Consider the following 16,988-nt stretch of genomic DNA (forward strand, 5'->3'; position numbering starts at 1 on the left):
TAACCTTGCTGCCAGAAATCGTGAGGTTACCGCAAGAAAGGTGGTGGTCAGCGCAGCCAAAGCCGCGCTGACCCGGTTCAAATCAGCTTAGGCCAGCTTTTGACGCACGATGTCGCGCAGCTTGCCCAGATCTTTGGCAAAGCCACGGATGCCAGATGCCAGCATTTCGGTCGCCATCGGGTCTTCGTTCATCGCCCAGCGGAAAGCGCGCTCGTCCATTTTGACTTTGGGCTCTGCGGTGAAGCTTTCGGGTGAGAGTTTGCGCGCCAAGGTGCCTTCGGCCTCACCCAGCTGTTGCAGCAAGGCGGGGCTGATGGTCAGACGGTCGCACCCTGCCAAAGCCTCGAGTTGGCCGGTGGAGCGGAACGAGGCCCCCATCACCACAGTCTTGATGCCGTGGGCTTTGTAATAATTGTAGATCTCGCGCACCGATTGCACACCCGGGTCTTCATCCGGGGTGAAAGTGCGGTTTTGGGCTTTGCTGTACCAATCGGTGATCCGGCCCACGAAAGGCGAGATCAGGAACACGCCCGCATCGGCGCAAGCGATGGCTTGGGCTTTGGCGAAAATCAGCGTCAGGTTGCAATCAATGCCATCTTTTTGCAGCACTTCGGCGGCACGGATACCTTCCCAAGTGGCGGCGAGCTTCACCAGAATACGCTCGCGCCCGATGCCGCGATCGGCATAGGCTTGGATCATCTTGCGCGCGCTGGCGATCGAGGCTTCGGTGTCAAACGACAGATCGGCGTCCACTTCGGTCGAAACCCGGCCCGGCACCAGACCCGCCAAAGCCGCACCAACCGAAACCGCCAGACGGTCAGCGATCTGCTGTTCGCGGTCGCCCGACTGTTTGGCGCCCCAAGCGACCGCTTCGGTCATCGCTTCGGCGAAATCGGGTGATTCGAGGGCCTTGAGAACAATGGACGGGTTGGTGGTGCAATCGACCGGCTTCAGGCGGCGAACAGCCTCGATATCGCCGGTATCGGCCACCACGGTGGTCATGCTGCGCAATTGGTCTAGTTTCGATGACATTTGAATCTCGTCTCCCATAACAATCAGTCATTCCGGTGGCATGTGCGCGCGGGTGGTTCCCGCCCGTTGCTGCCGTGGCCCGCAAACAGTCTGGCATTTTTCAGCGCCAGATCACAGACCGCTTTTCGGGTTGCGCTCAGCTTTGCTGAAACCAATCCGCATATTCAGCGCGCAGCAGGTTCTTTTGCACCTTGCCCATGGTGTTGCGCGGCAGGTCGGCAACAACAACGGCGGCTTTCGGGTGTTTGAAGCGGGCAAGGCTGGGGGCGATGGCGGCCAAGACCGCGGCGGGATCAAGGCGCGCCCCCTTGCGCGGGGTTAGCACGGCAAAGACCGCCTCGCCGAAATCGGGGTGCGGCAGGCCGATCACGGCAGATTCCAGCACGCCGGGGACGTCGTCCAGCAACAGTTCCAACTCTTTGGGATAGACGTTGTAGCCGCCGGTGATGATCAGATCCTTGGCGCGTCCAACGATGCTGATATAGCCATCGGCGTCGCGGGTGGCGAGATCGCCGGTCAGGAACCAGCCGTCGGGGGTCAGTTCCTCGGCGGTTTTCTCGGGCATTTGCCAATAGCCTGCGAACACATTCGGGCCGCGCACCTCGATCATGCCGACCTCGCCTTGTGCGACCTCGGCCCCTTGGGCGGTGATGCGGATGTCAACGCCGGGCAAGGGCAAGCCAACGGTGCCAGCGCGGCGGTCGCCATCATAGGGGTTCGAGGTGTTCATGTTGGTTTCGGTCATGCCGTAGCGTTCAAGGATACGGTGGCCGGTTTGCGACTGAAACGCGGTGTGGGTTTCGGCCAACAGCGGGGCCGAGCCAGAGATGAACAGGCGCATGTGCCGGGCGGCCTGCGCCAGACCGGGGCTGTCGAGCAGCCGGGTGTAAAAGGTCGGCACCCCCATCAGCACCGTGGCTTTCGGCAGCAGGCGCAGGGTGGTTTCGGCATCGAACCCCGGCAGAAAGATCATCTGCGCGCCCGAAAGCAGGCTGACATTCGAGGCGACGAACAGGCCATGGGTGTGGAAGATCGGCAAGGCGTGCAGCAAAGTGTCATTGGCGGTGAAGCGCCAGAGCTGCGCAAGGCTTTCGGCGTTGGACAAAAGGTTGCGATGGCTGAGCATCGCGCCTTTCGAGCGGCCCGTGGTCCCCGAGGTATACAGGATCGCCGCGAGATCATCCGGGGCGCAATCGGTAGGCGTGAAGCTGGGGCTGTGCTGGGTGGCAAGATCGGGCAAGTTGCCCTCGCCCTTGGCACCCAAAGTCAGCAGTTGCGCGTCATGGTCGGTTGCAATGGTGGCAAGCGCTGCGGCATGGGCGGGATCACACAGGAACACCCGCGGCGTGGCATTGCCGATGAAATATGCCAGCTCGGCTGCGGTATAGGCGGTGTTCAGGGGCAGAAAGACCGCGCCGATGCTGACAGTTGCCGCATAGACTGCCAAAGCGGCGGGGGATTTGGCGATCTGCACCGCGACACGATCCCCCGGCCGCACGCCAAGCTGGCGCAAGGCATGGGCAAAGCGGGCGATGTCTGCGTGAAACGCCGCCCCGCTGATCTGGCTGCCATCCGCCAGCAACAAAAGCGGGCCGCTGCGCTGCTGCAAGGCGGCGAAAAGCGCGTCATAAAGCGGGTTTGCCATGGTCTGTCCTCGGCTGATTTGCGGCATTTATCGCCCAAGCGCCGCGCCAAAGCCAAGGCCGAAACCGGGTGTGTGGTTTTCCCTCACCGTGAAAAGGGCCCGAAACCACCCTAGAGCGGCCTTTTTGCTGCCGCGATTCAACTCCAGATTGGGCGTATCGAAATGAGATCGCAGGAGATCGCCATGAAATTCGGATACGCCCTGTTCGCCCGCTTTGGCCTGTTCACTGGCAAAGCAGAGGCTGGCCCGGATATGTTTGAGATGCGGCTGGAGCGTACACGCACCCGCGAAGCGCGCCGGGAAGCCATCCCGATGCTGTTCAAAACGAGACTGTCACCCCTGGAAGCCTAAGCTCTTTCATCAGATCGCGCAGCTCTTGCCGCGCGGCGATGTTCGACAGGTTCAGCTGATCGACACCGGTATCTTTCAGATCCAGCAGGGTCAGGCCACGCGGAAACAGCTCGCGGAAGATCACCCGTTCCGAAAAACCGGGCGAGACGCGGAAGCCGATGCGCTTGGAAAGCTCTTCCAAGGCAGCCCCCACCTTCTTTTTGTTGTGCATCTGTTGCGCGCCCAAACGATTGCGCAGCACGATCCAGTCGATGGGCTTCAGCCCCGCCTGCGCGCGCAACTGCCGCGCATTCCACACCATTTCCGAATAGATCGACGGACCTTTGACCTTTCCGGTTTCAGCATCGACGCGGGCCAGCAGGTCAAAGTCGATAAAGCTGTCGTTCAGCGGCGTGATCAGCGTATCGGCCAAGGAGTGTGCCACCTGCGACAGCCGGGTATGGCTGCCGGGGCAGTCGATCAGGATGAAATCCGACACAGACTCCAGCTGCGCCACAGCCGCCGACAGGCGGGCGTCAAAGGCGTTTTCGCCCTGCGCCAGCGATCCGGCTTCTACCTCGGGCAGATCGCGGTAATCGGGGGTGGGCAGATCAAGACCGGCGCGGGCAAGGAATGCTCGGCGGTTTTCGACATAGCGACCGAAGGATTTCTGCCGCAGATCAAGGTCCAACGCCCCCACCCGATGCCCCATGCGGCACAGCGCTGTCGCGACATGCATGCAGGTGGTCGATTTGCCCGAGCCGCCCTTTTCATTGCCGACAACGATGATATGCGCCATGCCACGTCCCCTTTGGTCTTTGGTGCTTCCTATACGGATAGCGGCGGAGAGGGGAAGTGGGTTTGCAGGCGGCAATGAAAAAGGGCGCATCCGAAGATGCGCCCCAATCCTTGCCAGTGGTCTAAGATCAGAAACCCAGACCGGCGTATTTGTTTTTGAACTTCGACACGCGGCCGCCGGTGTCCATCAGTTTGGCCGAGCCGCCGGTCCATGCCGGGTGTGCCAGCGGGTCGATGTCCAGCGCCATTTGGTCGCCTTCTTTGCCCCAGGTGGTTTTGGTCTGGAACAGGGTGCCATCGGTCATTTTGACGTTGATGGTGTGATAGTCGGGGTGAATTCCGTCTTTCATCGCTCTGCTCCTTACTCGGACTTGGGTTTGTAGTTGGTATCTTCGACGATCCGGGCCGATTTGCCGCGACGATCGCGCAGGTAATACAGCTTGGCGCGACGCACGCGGCCACGACGGACCACTTCGATGCTGTCGATGTTGGTCGAATACAGCGGGAACACACGCTCCACACCTTCGCCAAACGAAATTTTGCGGACGGTGAACGAAGCCGCGATGGTCGAGCCGCCTTTACGGGCGATGCACACACCTTCGTAGTTCTGCACGCGCGAGCGGGTGCCTTCGGTCACTTTGAAACCGACTTTCACGGTATCACCGGCTTTGAAATCCGGGATTTTCTTGCCAAGCGCAGCGATCTGCTCGGCTTCGATGATGGCGATCAAGTTCATCGCAGTTCCTTTATATGCAGGGTTTTCCCTGACGTGATGCAGCCGTAGAGCTTCTGGTCTTCGATCGGGTCGCTACCTGTCCGGCCTAAACCCGGATGTGATAACCCCGCCAGAGATGCGGCTTGCGTTTATAGTCCGCGCCTTTGTCCAGGCTTGCAGAAGAAGGCAAGCATTGCGGCAAAAGGAATCGGGCCCGATGGGCTTTTGACCCCGGACAGGCGGCGTATAGGCGGCGGCCAAGGGGGTGTCAAGGTAAGGTCAGCCGGACCCTGCTGCGGCGTTCAAATTGCACGCAATGCTTGTGTGAAAATCAGCTCTGCCGTATGTTTATGGCAATTATTCAGCGCCAATGCGCGCCTATTCTGTTTGCACTTGACCGATCTGCACCTTGCCCACGGCCTTTGCGCCGAACTTTGTAACCGCCTGTTTTCGATTTCTGGCAGAGCCAGAGTGACCGCACTTTACATATCCATTGGATAAAATTGCATAAAAAGGAGTTTTCTTATGGCGACTTATCGACATGACTGGGAGCTTGGACCCGTCTCTCCCACCGTTACGGCGCTGCGCGCGATGGCCATTCTGCAAGCGCGCCCGAACGATATTTTTCCGTTTACTGTCTCGGGGCGTGGCGGGGTTTCGTCGATTCGGTTGGGGATCATCTATGATTTGATTGATACGGTCGGGCCGTTCAACAACATGGGCACCGGGTCAGATCCGGTTCAGGTCAGCGTTGTGACAAGCCTGATGTTCACCTTCAATACCTTGGCCGGGCATCACCGTGGCGCGGGGCAGACGATTTCGTTTGAATGTGCCGAGGTTGGCGGCAACGTCCAGCTGTCGCAATACGGCACCTATGTCAGCACCTTGGCGCATCCGCTGACGTCGCTGTTCAATCTGGGGGCCAATGCGGGGGCATCGGGGGCTTGGGCCTTGCAGGCCCATAATCTGCGGCTGGCCTTGGGCATTGCGACGGTGCCGGTGCGCTTTACGGTCTGGTAACGGCCGCTGGCGGCGCTGCCGAAGCCTTTCGTGGGGATATCCTTACACAGAGGATGACCGAAGGATTTGCTCTTTTTGAAATACTCGCCGCGGAGCGTTCAACAGCAGCCGTCAGGCCTTGCGCCGCAAGTAGGCTTGCCACAGATCGGGGCGGCGGGTCTTCGTAATCTCCTCGGCCTGAGCCTGCCGCCATTTCGCGATGGCGGCGTGGTTGCCCGATTGCAGAACCTCGGGGATCGGCAGATCGTTCCAGATGGCAGGGCGGGTGTATTGAGGGTGCTCTAGCAGGCCATCCGAGAACGATTCCTCGACCGTCGATTCGTGGTTGCCCAGCACCTTTGGCAGCAGCCGCACGGTGGCGTCGATCAGCGCCGAGGCCGCAATTTCGCCCCCGGTCAGCACGAAATCACCCAAAGAGACTTCTTCGATGTCGTGGTGATCAAGCAGGCGTTGATCGACACCTTCAAACCGACCACACAGCAGCGTCACGCCATCGCAGGCGGCAAAGCGGCGGGCCATCGCCTGATTGAACGGCTTGCCGCGCGGCGACAGGTAAATCACTGGCCAGCGGTTGCGGTCGCGCGGCGTGTGCTGGGCCGCTTCACCCAGCGCCGCGTCCAGCACATCGGCGCGCAAAACCATGCCCGCGCCACCGCCTGCCGGGGTGTCATCGACGTTCAGGTGCTTGCCCTGCCCAAAGCTGCGCAGATTGATCACATCCAGCGCCCACAGGCCCAGATCAAGCGCCTTGCCGGTCAGCGAAATGCCCAGAATACCGGGAAAGGCATCGGGCATCAGGGTGATGATCTTGGCCCGCCACGCATTTTTGACATGCAACGGATCTTCCATCAGATCGCGTGGCTTGAGGCTGGCGCGGATCGAGATGCGGCCATGCGATTTGTTCGGCGGGGTTTCAAAGCTGTCGGTCATGGGGGCTTTTAGCCTTTGGCTCGCAAGATCGCTAGGCCAATCCATCTTCGGGCTCGGCGGCATTGGTGGCATTGATCAGATCGCGGAGCGGGGCTTCGGCCTCGGAATTGTCAAAGCGGGCGGCAAGCTCGGTCAGATAATCGACGCTGGGCGATTTGCCCCAAAGATCGGCATCCTGTTGCAACGCGGCGGTCAGGCGGGTGGCGAACAAGGCAATCAGGCCGGGGTCTTCGGGCAGCAGCCTCAACACCATGGTCGGGCCATCGCCGGGCACAATTTCGGCCAAACGGCCATCGGTGGCATGCAGGATCAGCGCGATCGTCTCGGCGCGGCTGGGGTTCGCATCGCGCATCCGCTCGAACAAGGCGCTGCGGATATGGTCGGGATGCGCATGGGCGGACAAGGCCACCAGATGCTGCGCGATCACACCGGGGTCGGTCTCATCGGGCAGATCCGCCAGCGGCGCGATCATCCGGCGGGCGGTCTCAAGCCCCGCGCCCCCGGTCGAGGTTTCGGGATGCGAGATTTTGCGGATCGCGTCATCGAGGAAATTGTTCATCTCAATGGCTTGCCACGGATTCCAGATCATCCGCGCCAAAGGGATCGACAGAAAGGAAATCGCGACAGGCAGCATTTCAGGATAGGGCGGGATAAAGCCCAAGGCCCCGCCGATGCCACGACCAACCCCGAACAGCAGCGCCACGAACAGCGTCTGGATTGCGGCATTGCTGCCAAGGGTGGCCCAAGCCTGATACTGCGTCCATTCGTGAAAGGTGCGCGGCCATTGATGCGGGCGCAGGATGAATTGCCACAGCACGAACAGCACCACGAACACCGGCACCAAGGGCCAGCCATAGCCGCCCAAACCCGCCAACAGCGGGCCGATATACAGCAGGGCCGTGGCTCCCATCAGCCAGCGCAAGCGGTTGTGCATGTGATCCCCTTTTTCAGCGCAGAGTGGCGCGGCGGCTTGCTTTAGTCCAGCCCCTGCGGGTGCAGCGCCGCCCAAACTCGGCGGCACAGAAACACGCAAAGAGGGCTGCGCACGAGAAAGGAGAGGCACCCATTTGGCGTCTGCTTCCGCAATCGCCTTTGTCTATGGACCAAGCGAAAAAGGATTGGCCCGAGCGCTTACTCAAGCCCTTCTGGCGGGTCGATGATGATGCGCCCGGCGGTCAGATCGACGGTCGGCACAGCGGCCAGCGTGAACGGCAGCAATAGCGAGGTTTTCAGGCCCGGCCCTGCGACTTCGATCAGATCGCCCGCGCCATGATTATGCACCGCCTGCACACGGCCCAATTCCGCGCCGCCAGTATCGAACACCGCAAGGCCGATCAGATCGGCATGGTAGAATTCATCATCGGGCAGGTTCGGCAGCTTTTTCTTGTCAACATAAAGGCTTACGCCTTTGAGGGCATCGGCCTGTTCTTTGGTCTCAACGCCGCTGATGCGCGCGCCAAGGCCGCCTGCGACTGGCTTTGTCAGTTTGATTTTATAGCTGGTCTGGCCATCTTCGGTGAACAAGGGGCCGTAAGAGGCAATCGCCTCGGGGTCGGTGCAAAAGCTTTTCAGCCGCACTTCGCCCTGCACGCCGAAAGAGCCTGCGATGGCGCCGACGCAGATATGGTCTGGGTTGGGCATAGGCTTCTCCGGGGTGAAGGGTGGCGGCCTTGTTACCAAGGCCGCCGACAGGATTATTCTGCAGCCGGTGCTTCAGCGCGCGCGGCTTTCTTCTTCGCCAGCTCGGCCATACGCTTGCCGGGGACTGCCGATTTCGGGTTCGAGCGGACCTTTTTGGTCAGCACGCCAGCGGCTTCCAGCATACGCGAAATACGGTCGGTCGGCTGTGCGCCTTGGCCCAGCCAGTACTGCACGCGCTCCATGTTCATTTTCACGCGCTCTTCGCTGTCTTTGGCCAGCAGCGGGTTATAGGTGCCCAGCTTTTCCAGAAAGCGGCCATCGCGCGGGTTGCGGCTGTCGGTGGCGACGATCGAGTAGTGCGGGCGCTTTTTGGAACCACCACGGGCGAGGCGAATTTTCATGGACATAGTGTAGTCTCCTTCAGGTTTTGGTTGGAACCGGATGTCCGGTTATTTCTGTAGTTGTTCGTGATGCCTGATGACTTCCGAGATGATGAAGGTCAGGAATTTCTTGGCAAATTCGGGGTCGAGTTCGGCTTCTTTGGAAAGCCACTCCAGCCGCTCGATCTGGCGCGCTTCGCGGGTCGGATCGGACGGGGGAAGATCGTGTTCCGCTTTCAGGCGGCCCACAGCTTGGGTGCGCTTGAAGCGTTCGGCCAGCGTATAGACCAGAATAGCATCCAGACGGTCGATGCTTTCGCGGTGGTCTTTCAGCACTTCGGCGGCGATGGCGGTGGCGTCGGTCATTGCAGATACTCCGGGGCTGGGTGACGCCAGATCTGGCTGGCACCGAAGGTTTCGTGGCTAAAGCTGCCGTCGCGGGTGCAGCCCAAGCGGCGGGCAAGCGCTTGGCTGCGCAGGTTGTCGTCGGCGATCAAGCTGATCGCGGTTTTCCAGCCAAGCGCGTCATAGGCATGGGCGCGGGCGGCAACGGCTGCCTCATGCGCAAGGCCGTGGCCTTCGCTGTCAGCGTCCCAGATCGACCAGCCGAGTTCGGGTTCGGGCCAGCCTTCGGGGAACCAAGGGCCCGCCATGCCAAGCGCGGCATCGGTGGATTTGTCAGCCAGAATGAACATTGAATAGCCGCGATGCAGCCAATGCCCGGTCAGATGGCAAAAGCTGCGCCATGCCTGCCCCGAAGATACTGGGCCGCCGACAAAAGCGCTGCGGGGAGAGCCGAGGAACGCCGCCATCGCGTCAAAATCAGACGTTTTCGGTCCGCGCAAGCGCAGCCGATCCGTCTCAATCTCTGGGATGCCGACGAGGGTGATCATTTCTTTTTCATCAACCCCGACAGGCCAGCCGGCAGCTGCAATCCGCGCGGCATGCCGGGGAAACCGCCGCCCATGCCAGAGCCGATGCCAAGACCTTGCTTCATGCCCTTGGCGGCTTCTTCCATTTGTTCGGGCGACAGGTTGGCAAGATCAGCGGCGCCTTTGCCGCCGATCATCTGCTTGATGGCATTTTTCATCATGCCACCTTTGCCCATTTTCTTCATCATATCGGCCATTTGCTTGTGCTGTTTCAAAAGCTTGTTCACTTCGGAAACCTCAAGCCCCGCCCCTGCCGCGATGCGCTTTTTGCGGCTGGCGGCCAGCAGATCGGGATTGGCGCGTTCTTTCTTGGTCATCGAGTTGACCAAGGCAATCTGATGCACCAGCATTTTGTCATTGAAACCAGCGGCTTCGGCTTTCTTGGCCATGCCGCCCATGCCCGGCATCATGCCCATCAGGCCCTGCATGCCGCCCATTTTCTGCATCTGTTCCAGCTGCGATTTCAGGTCGTTCATGTTGAACAAACCCTTGGCAAAGCGCTTGGCCATGCGTTCGGCCTGTTCGGCCTCAAACGTCTCGCGGGCCTTTTCGACCAGCGCCACAATATCGCCCATGCCAAGGATGCGGCCTGCGACACGTTCAGCCTCGAACGTCTCGAGCGCGTCCATCTTTTCGCCAAGACCGACAAAGCGGATCGGTTTGCCGGTGACAGCGCGCATCGACAGCGCCGCACCGCCGCGACCGTCGCCGTCCATCCGGGTGAGGACGACGCCGGAAATCCCGACTTTGGCGTTGAACTCCGACGCCACGTTGACCGCGTCTTGCCCGGTCAGACCATCAACGACCAGCAGGGTTTCGCGCGGCTGCGCAATATCGCGCACCGCCTGAATTTCGTCCATCAACACTTCGTCGATGTGCAGACGGCCCGCGGTGTCAAAGAACACCACATCATAGCCACCCATCGCAGCCTGCGTTTTCGCGCGTTTGGCGATCTGCACCGCGCTTTCGCCCTTGACGATCGGCAGGCTGTCGACACCGACTTGCGCCGCCAAAATCGCCAACTGTTCCATAGCTGCCGGGCGGTTGGTGTCCAGAGACGCCAGCAACACGCGCTTGCCGTTGCGGTCTTTCAGGCGTTTCGCAAGCTTGGCCGTCGTCGTCGTCTTACCCGACCCTTGCAGACCCACCATCAGGATGGCGGAGGGCGGGTTGTCGATCTTCAGCGCTTCGGGCTCGCCGTCGCCCGCCAGCACCCGCACCAATTCATCATGCACGATCTTGACGACCTGCTGACCCGGCGTGATCGACTTGGTGACAGCTTGGCCAATGGCGCGGACTTTGACCGCCTTGACGAAGTTGCGCGCAACCTCCAGCGACACGTCGGCTTCCAGCAGGGCGACGCGCACTTCGCGCAGCGCGGTATCGACATCGGCTTCGGACAGCGCACCGGCTTTGGTCAAGCGGTCGAAGACGCCACCAAGGCGTTCTGACAGGCTTTCAAACATCGCGCTCTCCTAGATCAAAACCCCAAGATGGGGGGCTACGGCGGGTTTCCCAAGGCCAATGCGAAACGGCACCTGTGGGCGCAACGCGCTGACAGGTGGCGATCCCAGGCTATGGCCTAAGGGACCGGAAGCGTTTGCCTCCGGGGGAATTGGGTCGGGCGATACGCGCTTGGGGGGTGAGAGTCAAGCAGGGTTGGTCGTGGCGACGGGTTCTTAGGCATTTGCGAACAGTGCGGGTCTGGCGACCTTGGCTGCTGCCCGGATGCGGAGCCCTGTGCTTGTTAGCGCAAACCTAACCATTGCTTCGGGCAACCCTAAGCTCAAATTCGACAAATCCCTTGCTATATCGCCGCTATTTTCCGATTTATGTGCGCAAATGCACAAGGGGTCTGCAAGATGGACAACTGGGACGAGATCAGGACTGCCTTTCAGGTTGCGCGGATGGGCACGGTTTCGGGCGCAGCCGAGGTGATGGGTGTCCACCATGCGACCGTGATCCGCCATATCGACAGCCTTGAGAAACGCTTGGGGGCCAAGCTGTTTCAGCGCCATGCACGCGGCTATACCCCCACCGAATCTGGCCGCGATCTTTTGTCTGTGGCGCAGACCACCGATGATCAGTTCGGCCAGCTGGCCAGCCGCATCAAGGGTCAGGGCGAAACCGTGGCGGGCGAATTGGTGGTCACGTCAATCACCGGCATCGCGCATCTGCTTGCGCCCGTGTTCGCCACGTTTCAGGAAGCGCATCCGGCGGTGGTGATCCGTTTTCTGACCGATATGCGGCTGTTCCGGCTGGATTACGGCGAGGCGCATGTGGCGATCCGCGCCGGGGCTGCACCGCAGGAACCCGACAACGTGGCGCTGCCCTTGGTGAAATTGCAAACCGGGCTTTATGCGGCGAAATCCTACATCGCCCAGCACGGCATGCCGAACAACGAGGCCGAACTGATGCAGCACCGCTTCATCGGGCTGGATAACCCCGACAACCGCGCGCCGTTCTATCGCTGGCTGCGCGAAAGGGTGCCGCAAGACCGCATGACCTTCCGCGTCAACGAACCTGCCGCGTCAGAAGCCGCGTTGAAAGCCGGGATGGGTCTGGGCTTTATGCGGGCGCACGAAGCCCAGCTTGATCCCGATCTGATCGAGGTGATGGCCCCGATCCCGGAATGGGACGCGCCTTTGTGGATCGTCACCCATGTCGATTTGCACCGCACCTTGAAGGTGCAGAGCTTTCTGAACTGTCTGCGCCATGCTGCGGCAAGCTGGTGCAGTGCTTAGGGCGGCAGGCATGACGGACGGATTGCAGCCGTGAAACTTTGGGCGCAGCTGAGCCAGCCGATGCGCGGCCATGTGGCGATGCTGGCGTTTTCGGCACTGGTGGCGGGCAGCTTTAGCCTTGGGGCTGCCGCGGCGCGCTATGTCTCGCCCTCGGCATTGACGGTGGCGCGGTTTGCCTTGGCGGGCGCGCTGGTGGGCTTAGCTGCGTTTGTCACGGTGGGCGTGCCGCGCAAAACCTGGGTCGCCCCTTGGCGCTATGTCATCTTGGGCGGGCTGCTCGCCTGCTATTTCGTGCTGATGTTCTGGGGCCTGCAAACCGCAACAGCCGTGCCAATGGCCGCCGTCTTCACCCTGACGCCACTGATGGCCGCAGGATTTGGCTGGCTGCTGCTGGGCCAGATCACCACGGCGCGGATGGCCTTGGCCTTGGGGCTTGGCGCGACGGGGGCGTTGTGGGTGATCTTTCGCGGTGATCTTGCCGCCCTGACGCGGCTAGAGGTTGGTCGGGGCGAGATTATCTATTTCTTCGGCTGCGTCGCGCACGCCGTCTACGCCCCGATGGTGCGCAAACTGAACCGAGGCGAACCTGCCTTGGTGTTCACCTTTGGCATGATGCTGGCTGGCTTTGGTATTCTGTGCCTTTGGGGTTGGCGCGATGTTTTGGCCACCGATTGGGCGGCCCTGCCCGCGATCGTTTGGGTTTGCCTGATCTATGTCTCGGTTGCGGCCAGTGCGATGACCTTCGTTTTGCTGCAATTCGCCACGCTGCGGCTGCCATCGGCCAAGGTGATGGCCTACACCTATCTGGTGCCAGCTTGGGTTATCCTGTGGGAAATCGCCAGCGGCAGACCCGCGCCGCCGATAAATGTTCTGGGTGGCGTAATTCTAACCGCTTTGGCACTATTCCTGCTGTTGAAGGATGAAACGGCATAGCGTAAACGTTTTCATGGCTGACATGTTAGCGCAAACTGCGGCCAGGTTCTGGGGAGGACATATATGTATATCGGGCTTGATCTGGGCACATCCGGGCTGAAAGGCATCTTGATGGATGACCGTCAGCAGGTGCTGGCCGAAGCCACCGCCCCCCTGACGGTTGAGCGCCCTGCCGAGGGGTGGTCTGAACAAGCCCCGGCCAGTTGGATTGCCGCTGCTGAGATTGTGATGGGCAAACTCGCCGCCCATGGTTTGGGCGCGGTGAAGGGCATTGGGCTGTCGGGCCACATGCACGGCGCGACCTTGCTGGACGCCTCTGACGCCGTGCTGCGCCCCTGCATCCTGTGGAACGATACCCGCAGCTTTGCCGAAGCCGCCAGTTTGGACGCCCGCCCGGAATTCCGCCGCCTGTCTGGCAATATCGTGTTTCCCGGCTTTACCGCGCCGAAACTCGACTGGCTGCGCAAGCACGAGCCGAGCTTGTGGGACAAGGTGGCGATGGTCTTGCTGCCGAAAGATTACCTGCGGCTGTGGTTGACCGGCGAGCATGTATCCGAGATGTCGGATGCCGCAGGCACCGCGTGGCTGGATACCGGCAAGCGCGATTGGTCGGAACAGTTGCTGGCTGATTGTGGACTAAGCCGCGCGCAGATGCCGCGTCTGGTCGAAGGGTCCGAGGTTTCCGGCCAACTGCGCCCCGAGCTTGCCAGCCGTTTCGGCATGGCGGCGAGCGTGGTGGTGGCAGGCGGCGGCGGGGACAATGCGGCCTCGGGCGTCGGTGTCGGTGTGGTGCGCGCGGGCGAGGCGTTTGTGTCTTTGGGCACTTCGGGCGTGCTCTTCGCCGCCAATGACGGCTATCAGCCCGACCCTGCGACGGCGGTGCATACCTTCTGCCACGCGCTGCCGAACACATGGCATCAGATGGGCGTGATTTTGGCCGCCACTGATGCGCTGAACTGGTATTCCAAACTGGTGGGTGCCGATGCAGCCACCCTGACCGGCGAATTGGGCGCGCTGCAAGCCCCCGGCAAAACCACCTTCCTGCCCTATCTGGGCGGCGAGCGCACACCGTTGAACTCTGCCTCGATCCGGGGTGCGTTCACCGGGCTGGAACATGCCACCGACCGCGCCGCAGGCACCCGCGCCGTGCTGGAGGGCGTGACCTTTGCCTTCCGCGACAGCCGCGACGCCTTGGCCGCAACCGGGACCAAACTGCAACATCTGCTGGCGGTGGGCGGTGGCTCGCGCTCTGACTACTGGCTGCGCGCGATTGCGACGGCGCTGGATTGCCCGGTCAGCCTGCCCGTCGCGGGCGACTTTGGCGGTGCTTTCGGTGCCGCCCGGCTTGGCCTGATGGCCGCCACCGGGGCGGGTGCCGAAATCGCCAGCCTGCCTGCAATCGCGCGGGAAATCCTGCCCGACCCTGCCCTGAAAGACGCCTTTGATGCGGGCTACGCCCGTTATCGCGCTGCACAAACTGCGATTAGGAGCCTCGCATGACCGATTTCTTCAAGAACATCCCTCAGATCAAATACGAGGGCGAAAACAGCACCAATGAATTCGCCTTCCGCCACTACGACCCCGAGGAAATCATCCTTGGCAAGCGGATGGAGGACCATCTGCGCTTTGCAGTCGCCTATTGGCACTCTTTCGCATGGCCGGGCGGCGACCCGTTTGGCGGGCAGACCTTTGACCGCCCGTGGTTCGGCGACACTATGGCGCTGGCCAAACTGAAGGCCGATGTGGCGTTTGAGATGTTCGATATTCTAGGCGCGCCGTTCTATGCCTTCCACGATGCCGATGCGCGGCCCGAGGGCGCGACTTTCGCGGAATCCCTGCGCAATCTGGAAGAAATCGTCGACTACCTTGGCGAAAAGCAAGCAACCCATAAGGCCAAGCTGCTGTGGGGCACCGCCAACATGTTCAGCCACAAGCGCTGGATGTCGGGCGCTGCCACCAACCCCGACCCGGAAGTCTACGCCTATGCCGCCGCCACGGTGAAATCCTGCATGGATGCCACGCATAAACTCGGCGGCGCGAACTATGTGCTCTGGGGTGGCCGTGAGGGCTATGAGACGCTGCTGAACACCGACCTGAAAGCCGAGCGCGCCCATGCTGGCCGCTTCCTGCAATCGGTGGTCGAGTATAAGTATAAAATCGGCTTCAAAGGCGCGATCCTGATTGAACCGAAACCGCAAGAGCCGTCAAAGCACCAGTATGATTACGACGTGGCGACGGTTTACGGTTTCCTGAAAGATTTCGGGCTGGAGAAAGAAGTTCAGACCAATATCGAGCAGGGCCATGCGATCTTGGCGGGCCATAGTTTCGAGCATGAAATCGCCACCGCTGCGGCCTTGGGGATTTTCGGCTCGATCGACATGAACCGCAATGATTACCAATCCGGCTGGGACACCGACCAGTTCCCGAACAACCACGCCGAGAAAGCCGTGGCGTTCTATGAGATTTTGCGCGCGGGCGGCTATACCACGGGCGGCACCAACTTTGACGCCAAGGTGCGGCGTCAATCGCTGGACCCGGAAGATCTGATCCTCGCGCATGTCGGCGGCATGGACACCTGCGCGCGGGCGCTGAAAGCGGCGGCCTATCTGTTGGAAGACGACACGATGGAAGCCGCCCGTCGCGCGCGGTATGCAGGGTGGGAGAAGGATGGCGCGAAGGCCATGCTGACGCAGCCGTTGGAGGTGATTGCCGAAGCGGTGATTGCGAACAACATCAACCCGCAGCCGCGCTCGGGCCGTCAGGAACGGTTGGAGAACTTGTGGAACCACTACATCTGAGGTGCTTCTTGCCACGGCTGGGGGTTTCACCCCCCCCCCAGACCCCCGTGGGATATTTAGAAACAGATGAAAACTTTTAGATAAGTTTTAGGCAAATTGAAGCGGGCGTCGGGAAACGGGCGCCCGTTTTCGTTTTGCCTATCGGTTGGGCGTTACGCGCGAAAATCGTGCGATTTTCGGGCGGATTGCGGTAATTTTGGGCGGTTCTGGGGGCGGAGCATTTCGGCTTGGCCGGGGCAGGTGTTGAAGTTGCGGGCAAGGAGACTCTGATGCTCGCCAGCCAAGCTACCCCAATGCAGCGCAGCCGTGGCTCGGCTTTCGCCAGCTTTCGCTGTCTGGATGGGCGCGCGCGGTTGGTGGATCTGGCACAGAGCGGCTCGGCCAAGGCGATGCTGCCACGGGTGTCGGGCGTGCCAGAGGTGGTGTTTCTGAATACTTCTGGCGGGCTTACTGATGGCGATGCCTTGTCTTATGGCTTGGATTTGGCGGCGGGGTGCCGGATTACCGCAACAACGCAAACCGCCGAGCGGGTCTATGCCAGCAGGGGTGCCCCCGCGCGCGCAGAGGTGCGCTGCGTTGTCGGTGCGGGCGGCCATCTTGATTGGTTGCCGCAAGAGACAATCTTGTTTGAAAACAGCTATTTGGCTCGTGACACCCAGATTGATATGGCCGCCGATGCCAGCTGTCTGTTGTCGGAAACCGTCACTCTGGGTCGTCACGCGATGGGCGAAACCCTGAGTGATGCGCGGCTGACAGATGCCCGCATGGTGCGGTGCGCAGGCGTTCCGGTCTGGGCCGAGACCTTTCATCTTGACCCCAATGTGCTTGCCGATGCGCAGGCGGCTTTGCTGGGCGGGGCCCGCGCCTTTGCGGTGATCGCCTTGGTGGCACAGGGGGCCGAGGATGCCTTGCCGCGTCTGCGCGCCGCTTTGACGGTGGTGGGCTGCGAGGCTGCGGCCTCGGGTTGGGATGGAAAATGTATTGCCCGGATTGTGGCCCGTGATGGCTGGCCACTGAAACAACAAATAGCGCTGGCACTGGCGGCTTTGCGGGCTGGCCCGCTGCCCCGCGTCTGGCAGATGTAGGAGAA

General features: G+C 61.2%; 19 protein-coding genes. 7 read left to right on the forward strand and 12 right to left on the reverse strand.

Annotation, left to right across the window (positions count from 1 at the left end):
- Positions 1 to 87: 87 nt before the first annotated feature.
- Entirely contained in the window at positions 88 to 1,032 is a 945-nt protein-coding gene (tal, locus tag QQJ98_RS03665) for a transaldolase (RefSeq protein ID WP_284323973.1), read from the reverse strand.
- A gap of 136 nt (positions 1,033 to 1,168) precedes the next feature.
- On the reverse strand, positions 1,169 to 2,677 hold the full coding sequence (locus QQJ98_RS03670) for a malonate--CoA ligase (RefSeq protein WP_284323974.1): 1,509 nt from the start codon (positions 2,675 to 2,677) through the stop codon (positions 1,169 to 1,171).
- Positions 2,678 to 2,860: 183 nt separating this feature from the next.
- Between QQJ98_RS03670 and QQJ98_RS03675 the strand changes: the two genes are divergently transcribed.
- Positions 2,861 to 3,028 (forward strand): hypothetical protein, encoded by a 168-nt coding sequence (locus tag QQJ98_RS03675; RefSeq protein ID WP_284323975.1) that lies wholly within the window; start codon positions 2,861 to 2,863, stop codon positions 3,026 to 3,028.
- Here the strand turns inward: QQJ98_RS03675 and QQJ98_RS03680 are convergent.
- The 3 genes from QQJ98_RS03680 to rplS form a co-directional block, all read right to left on the reverse strand.
- Entirely contained in the window at positions 2,997 to 3,806 is an 810-nt protein-coding gene (locus QQJ98_RS03680) for a division plane positioning ATPase MipZ (RefSeq protein ID WP_284323976.1), read from the reverse strand. The genes QQJ98_RS03675 and QQJ98_RS03680 overlap by 32 nt on opposite strands.
- 127 nt (positions 3,807 to 3,933) lie before the next feature.
- Positions 3,934 to 4,155: a 50S ribosomal protein L31 gene (rpmE, locus tag QQJ98_RS03685; RefSeq protein WP_284323977.1), complete on the reverse strand. Its 222-nt coding sequence runs from the start codon at positions 4,153 to 4,155 to the stop codon at positions 3,934 to 3,936.
- 11 nt (positions 4,156 to 4,166) lie between these two features.
- Positions 4,167 to 4,541, reverse strand: coding sequence for a 50S ribosomal protein L19 (rplS, locus tag QQJ98_RS03690; RefSeq protein ID WP_284323978.1), 375 nt, complete (start codon positions 4,539 to 4,541; stop codon positions 4,167 to 4,169).
- 504 nt (positions 4,542 to 5,045) lie between these two features.
- On the opposite strand from rplS, the gene QQJ98_RS03695 reads away from it, so the two are divergent.
- On the forward strand, positions 5,046 to 5,540 hold the full coding sequence (locus tag QQJ98_RS03695; RefSeq protein WP_284323979.1) for a hypothetical protein: 495 nt from the start codon (positions 5,046 to 5,048) through the stop codon (positions 5,538 to 5,540).
- 111 nt (positions 5,541 to 5,651) lie between these two features.
- Here the strand turns inward: QQJ98_RS03695 and trmD are convergent, their stop codons facing one another.
- The 7 genes from trmD to ffh form a co-directional block, all read right to left on the reverse strand.
- Complete coding sequence (gene trmD, locus QQJ98_RS03700; RefSeq protein ID WP_284323980.1) at positions 5,652 to 6,470, reverse strand: tRNA (guanosine(37)-N1)-methyltransferase TrmD; 819 nt, start codon at positions 6,468 to 6,470, stop codon at positions 5,652 to 5,654.
- Positions 6,471 to 6,501: 31 nt separating this feature from the next.
- A complete protein-coding gene (locus QQJ98_RS03705; protein WP_284323981.1) occupies positions 6,502 to 7,404 on the reverse strand; it encodes a hypothetical protein in 903 nt (300 codons plus the stop codon).
- Positions 7,405 to 7,601: 197 nt separating this feature from the next.
- Positions 7,602 to 8,111 (reverse strand): ribosome maturation factor RimM, encoded by a 510-nt coding sequence (gene rimM / locus QQJ98_RS03710; RefSeq protein WP_284323982.1) that lies wholly within the window; start codon positions 8,109 to 8,111, stop codon positions 7,602 to 7,604.
- A 53-nt stretch (positions 8,112 to 8,164) separates the two neighbouring features.
- A complete protein-coding gene (gene rpsP / locus QQJ98_RS03715) occupies positions 8,165 to 8,518 on the reverse strand; it encodes a 30S ribosomal protein S16 (protein WP_284323983.1) in 354 nt (117 codons plus the stop codon).
- A gap of 42 nt (positions 8,519 to 8,560) precedes the next feature.
- Positions 8,561 to 8,857: a chorismate mutase gene (locus QQJ98_RS03720; RefSeq protein ID WP_284323984.1), complete on the reverse strand. Its 297-nt coding sequence runs from the start codon at positions 8,855 to 8,857 to the stop codon at positions 8,561 to 8,563.
- The gene (locus QQJ98_RS03725; protein ID WP_284323985.1) at positions 8,854 to 9,384 is read right to left on the reverse strand and encodes a GNAT family N-acetyltransferase; all 531 of its coding nucleotides are present in this window, start codon (positions 9,382 to 9,384) and stop codon (positions 8,854 to 8,856) included. Before QQJ98_RS03725 ends, QQJ98_RS03720 begins: the two co-directional genes overlap by 4 nt.
- The gene (gene ffh / locus QQJ98_RS03730; RefSeq protein WP_284323986.1) at positions 9,381 to 10,889 is read right to left on the reverse strand and encodes a signal recognition particle protein; all 1,509 of its coding nucleotides are present in this window, start codon (positions 10,887 to 10,889) and stop codon (positions 9,381 to 9,383) included. The genes QQJ98_RS03725 and ffh overlap by 4 nt, the downstream gene beginning before the upstream one ends.
- Before the next feature lie 396 nt (positions 10,890 to 11,285).
- Between ffh and QQJ98_RS03735 the strand changes: the two genes are divergently transcribed.
- The 5 genes from QQJ98_RS03735 (at position 11,286) to QQJ98_RS03755 (ending at position 16,983) form a co-directional block, all read left to right on the forward strand.
- Positions 11,286 to 12,167 carry a LysR family transcriptional regulator gene (locus QQJ98_RS03735; RefSeq protein WP_284323987.1) on the forward strand — a complete coding sequence of 294 codons (882 nt, stop codon included), beginning with the start codon at positions 11,286 to 11,288 and terminating at the stop codon, positions 12,165 to 12,167.
- Positions 12,168 to 12,227: 60 nt separating this feature from the next.
- Positions 12,228 to 13,100: a DMT family transporter gene (locus QQJ98_RS03740; RefSeq protein ID WP_431307796.1), complete on the forward strand. Its 873-nt coding sequence runs from the start codon at positions 12,228 to 12,230 to the stop codon at positions 13,098 to 13,100.
- Positions 13,101 to 13,163: 63 nt separating this feature from the next.
- Positions 13,164 to 14,600 (forward strand): xylulokinase, encoded by a 1,437-nt coding sequence (xylB, locus tag QQJ98_RS03745; protein WP_284323988.1) that lies wholly within the window; start codon positions 13,164 to 13,166, stop codon positions 14,598 to 14,600.
- On the forward strand, positions 14,597 to 15,898 hold the full coding sequence (gene xylA, locus QQJ98_RS03750) for a xylose isomerase (protein WP_284323989.1): 1,302 nt from the start codon (positions 14,597 to 14,599) through the stop codon (positions 15,896 to 15,898). Before xylB ends, xylA begins: the two co-directional genes overlap by 4 nt.
- Positions 15,899 to 16,167: 269 nt before the next feature.
- On the forward strand, positions 16,168 to 16,983 hold the full coding sequence (locus QQJ98_RS03755; protein WP_284323990.1) for an urease accessory protein UreD: 816 nt from the start codon (positions 16,168 to 16,170) through the stop codon (positions 16,981 to 16,983).
- Positions 16,984 to 16,988: the final 5 nt, after the last annotated feature.

Source organism: Cypionkella aquatica, from assembly GCF_030161095.1.
GTDB classification, from domain to species: domain Bacteria; phylum Pseudomonadota; class Alphaproteobacteria; order Rhodobacterales; family Rhodobacteraceae; genus Cypionkella; species Cypionkella aquatica.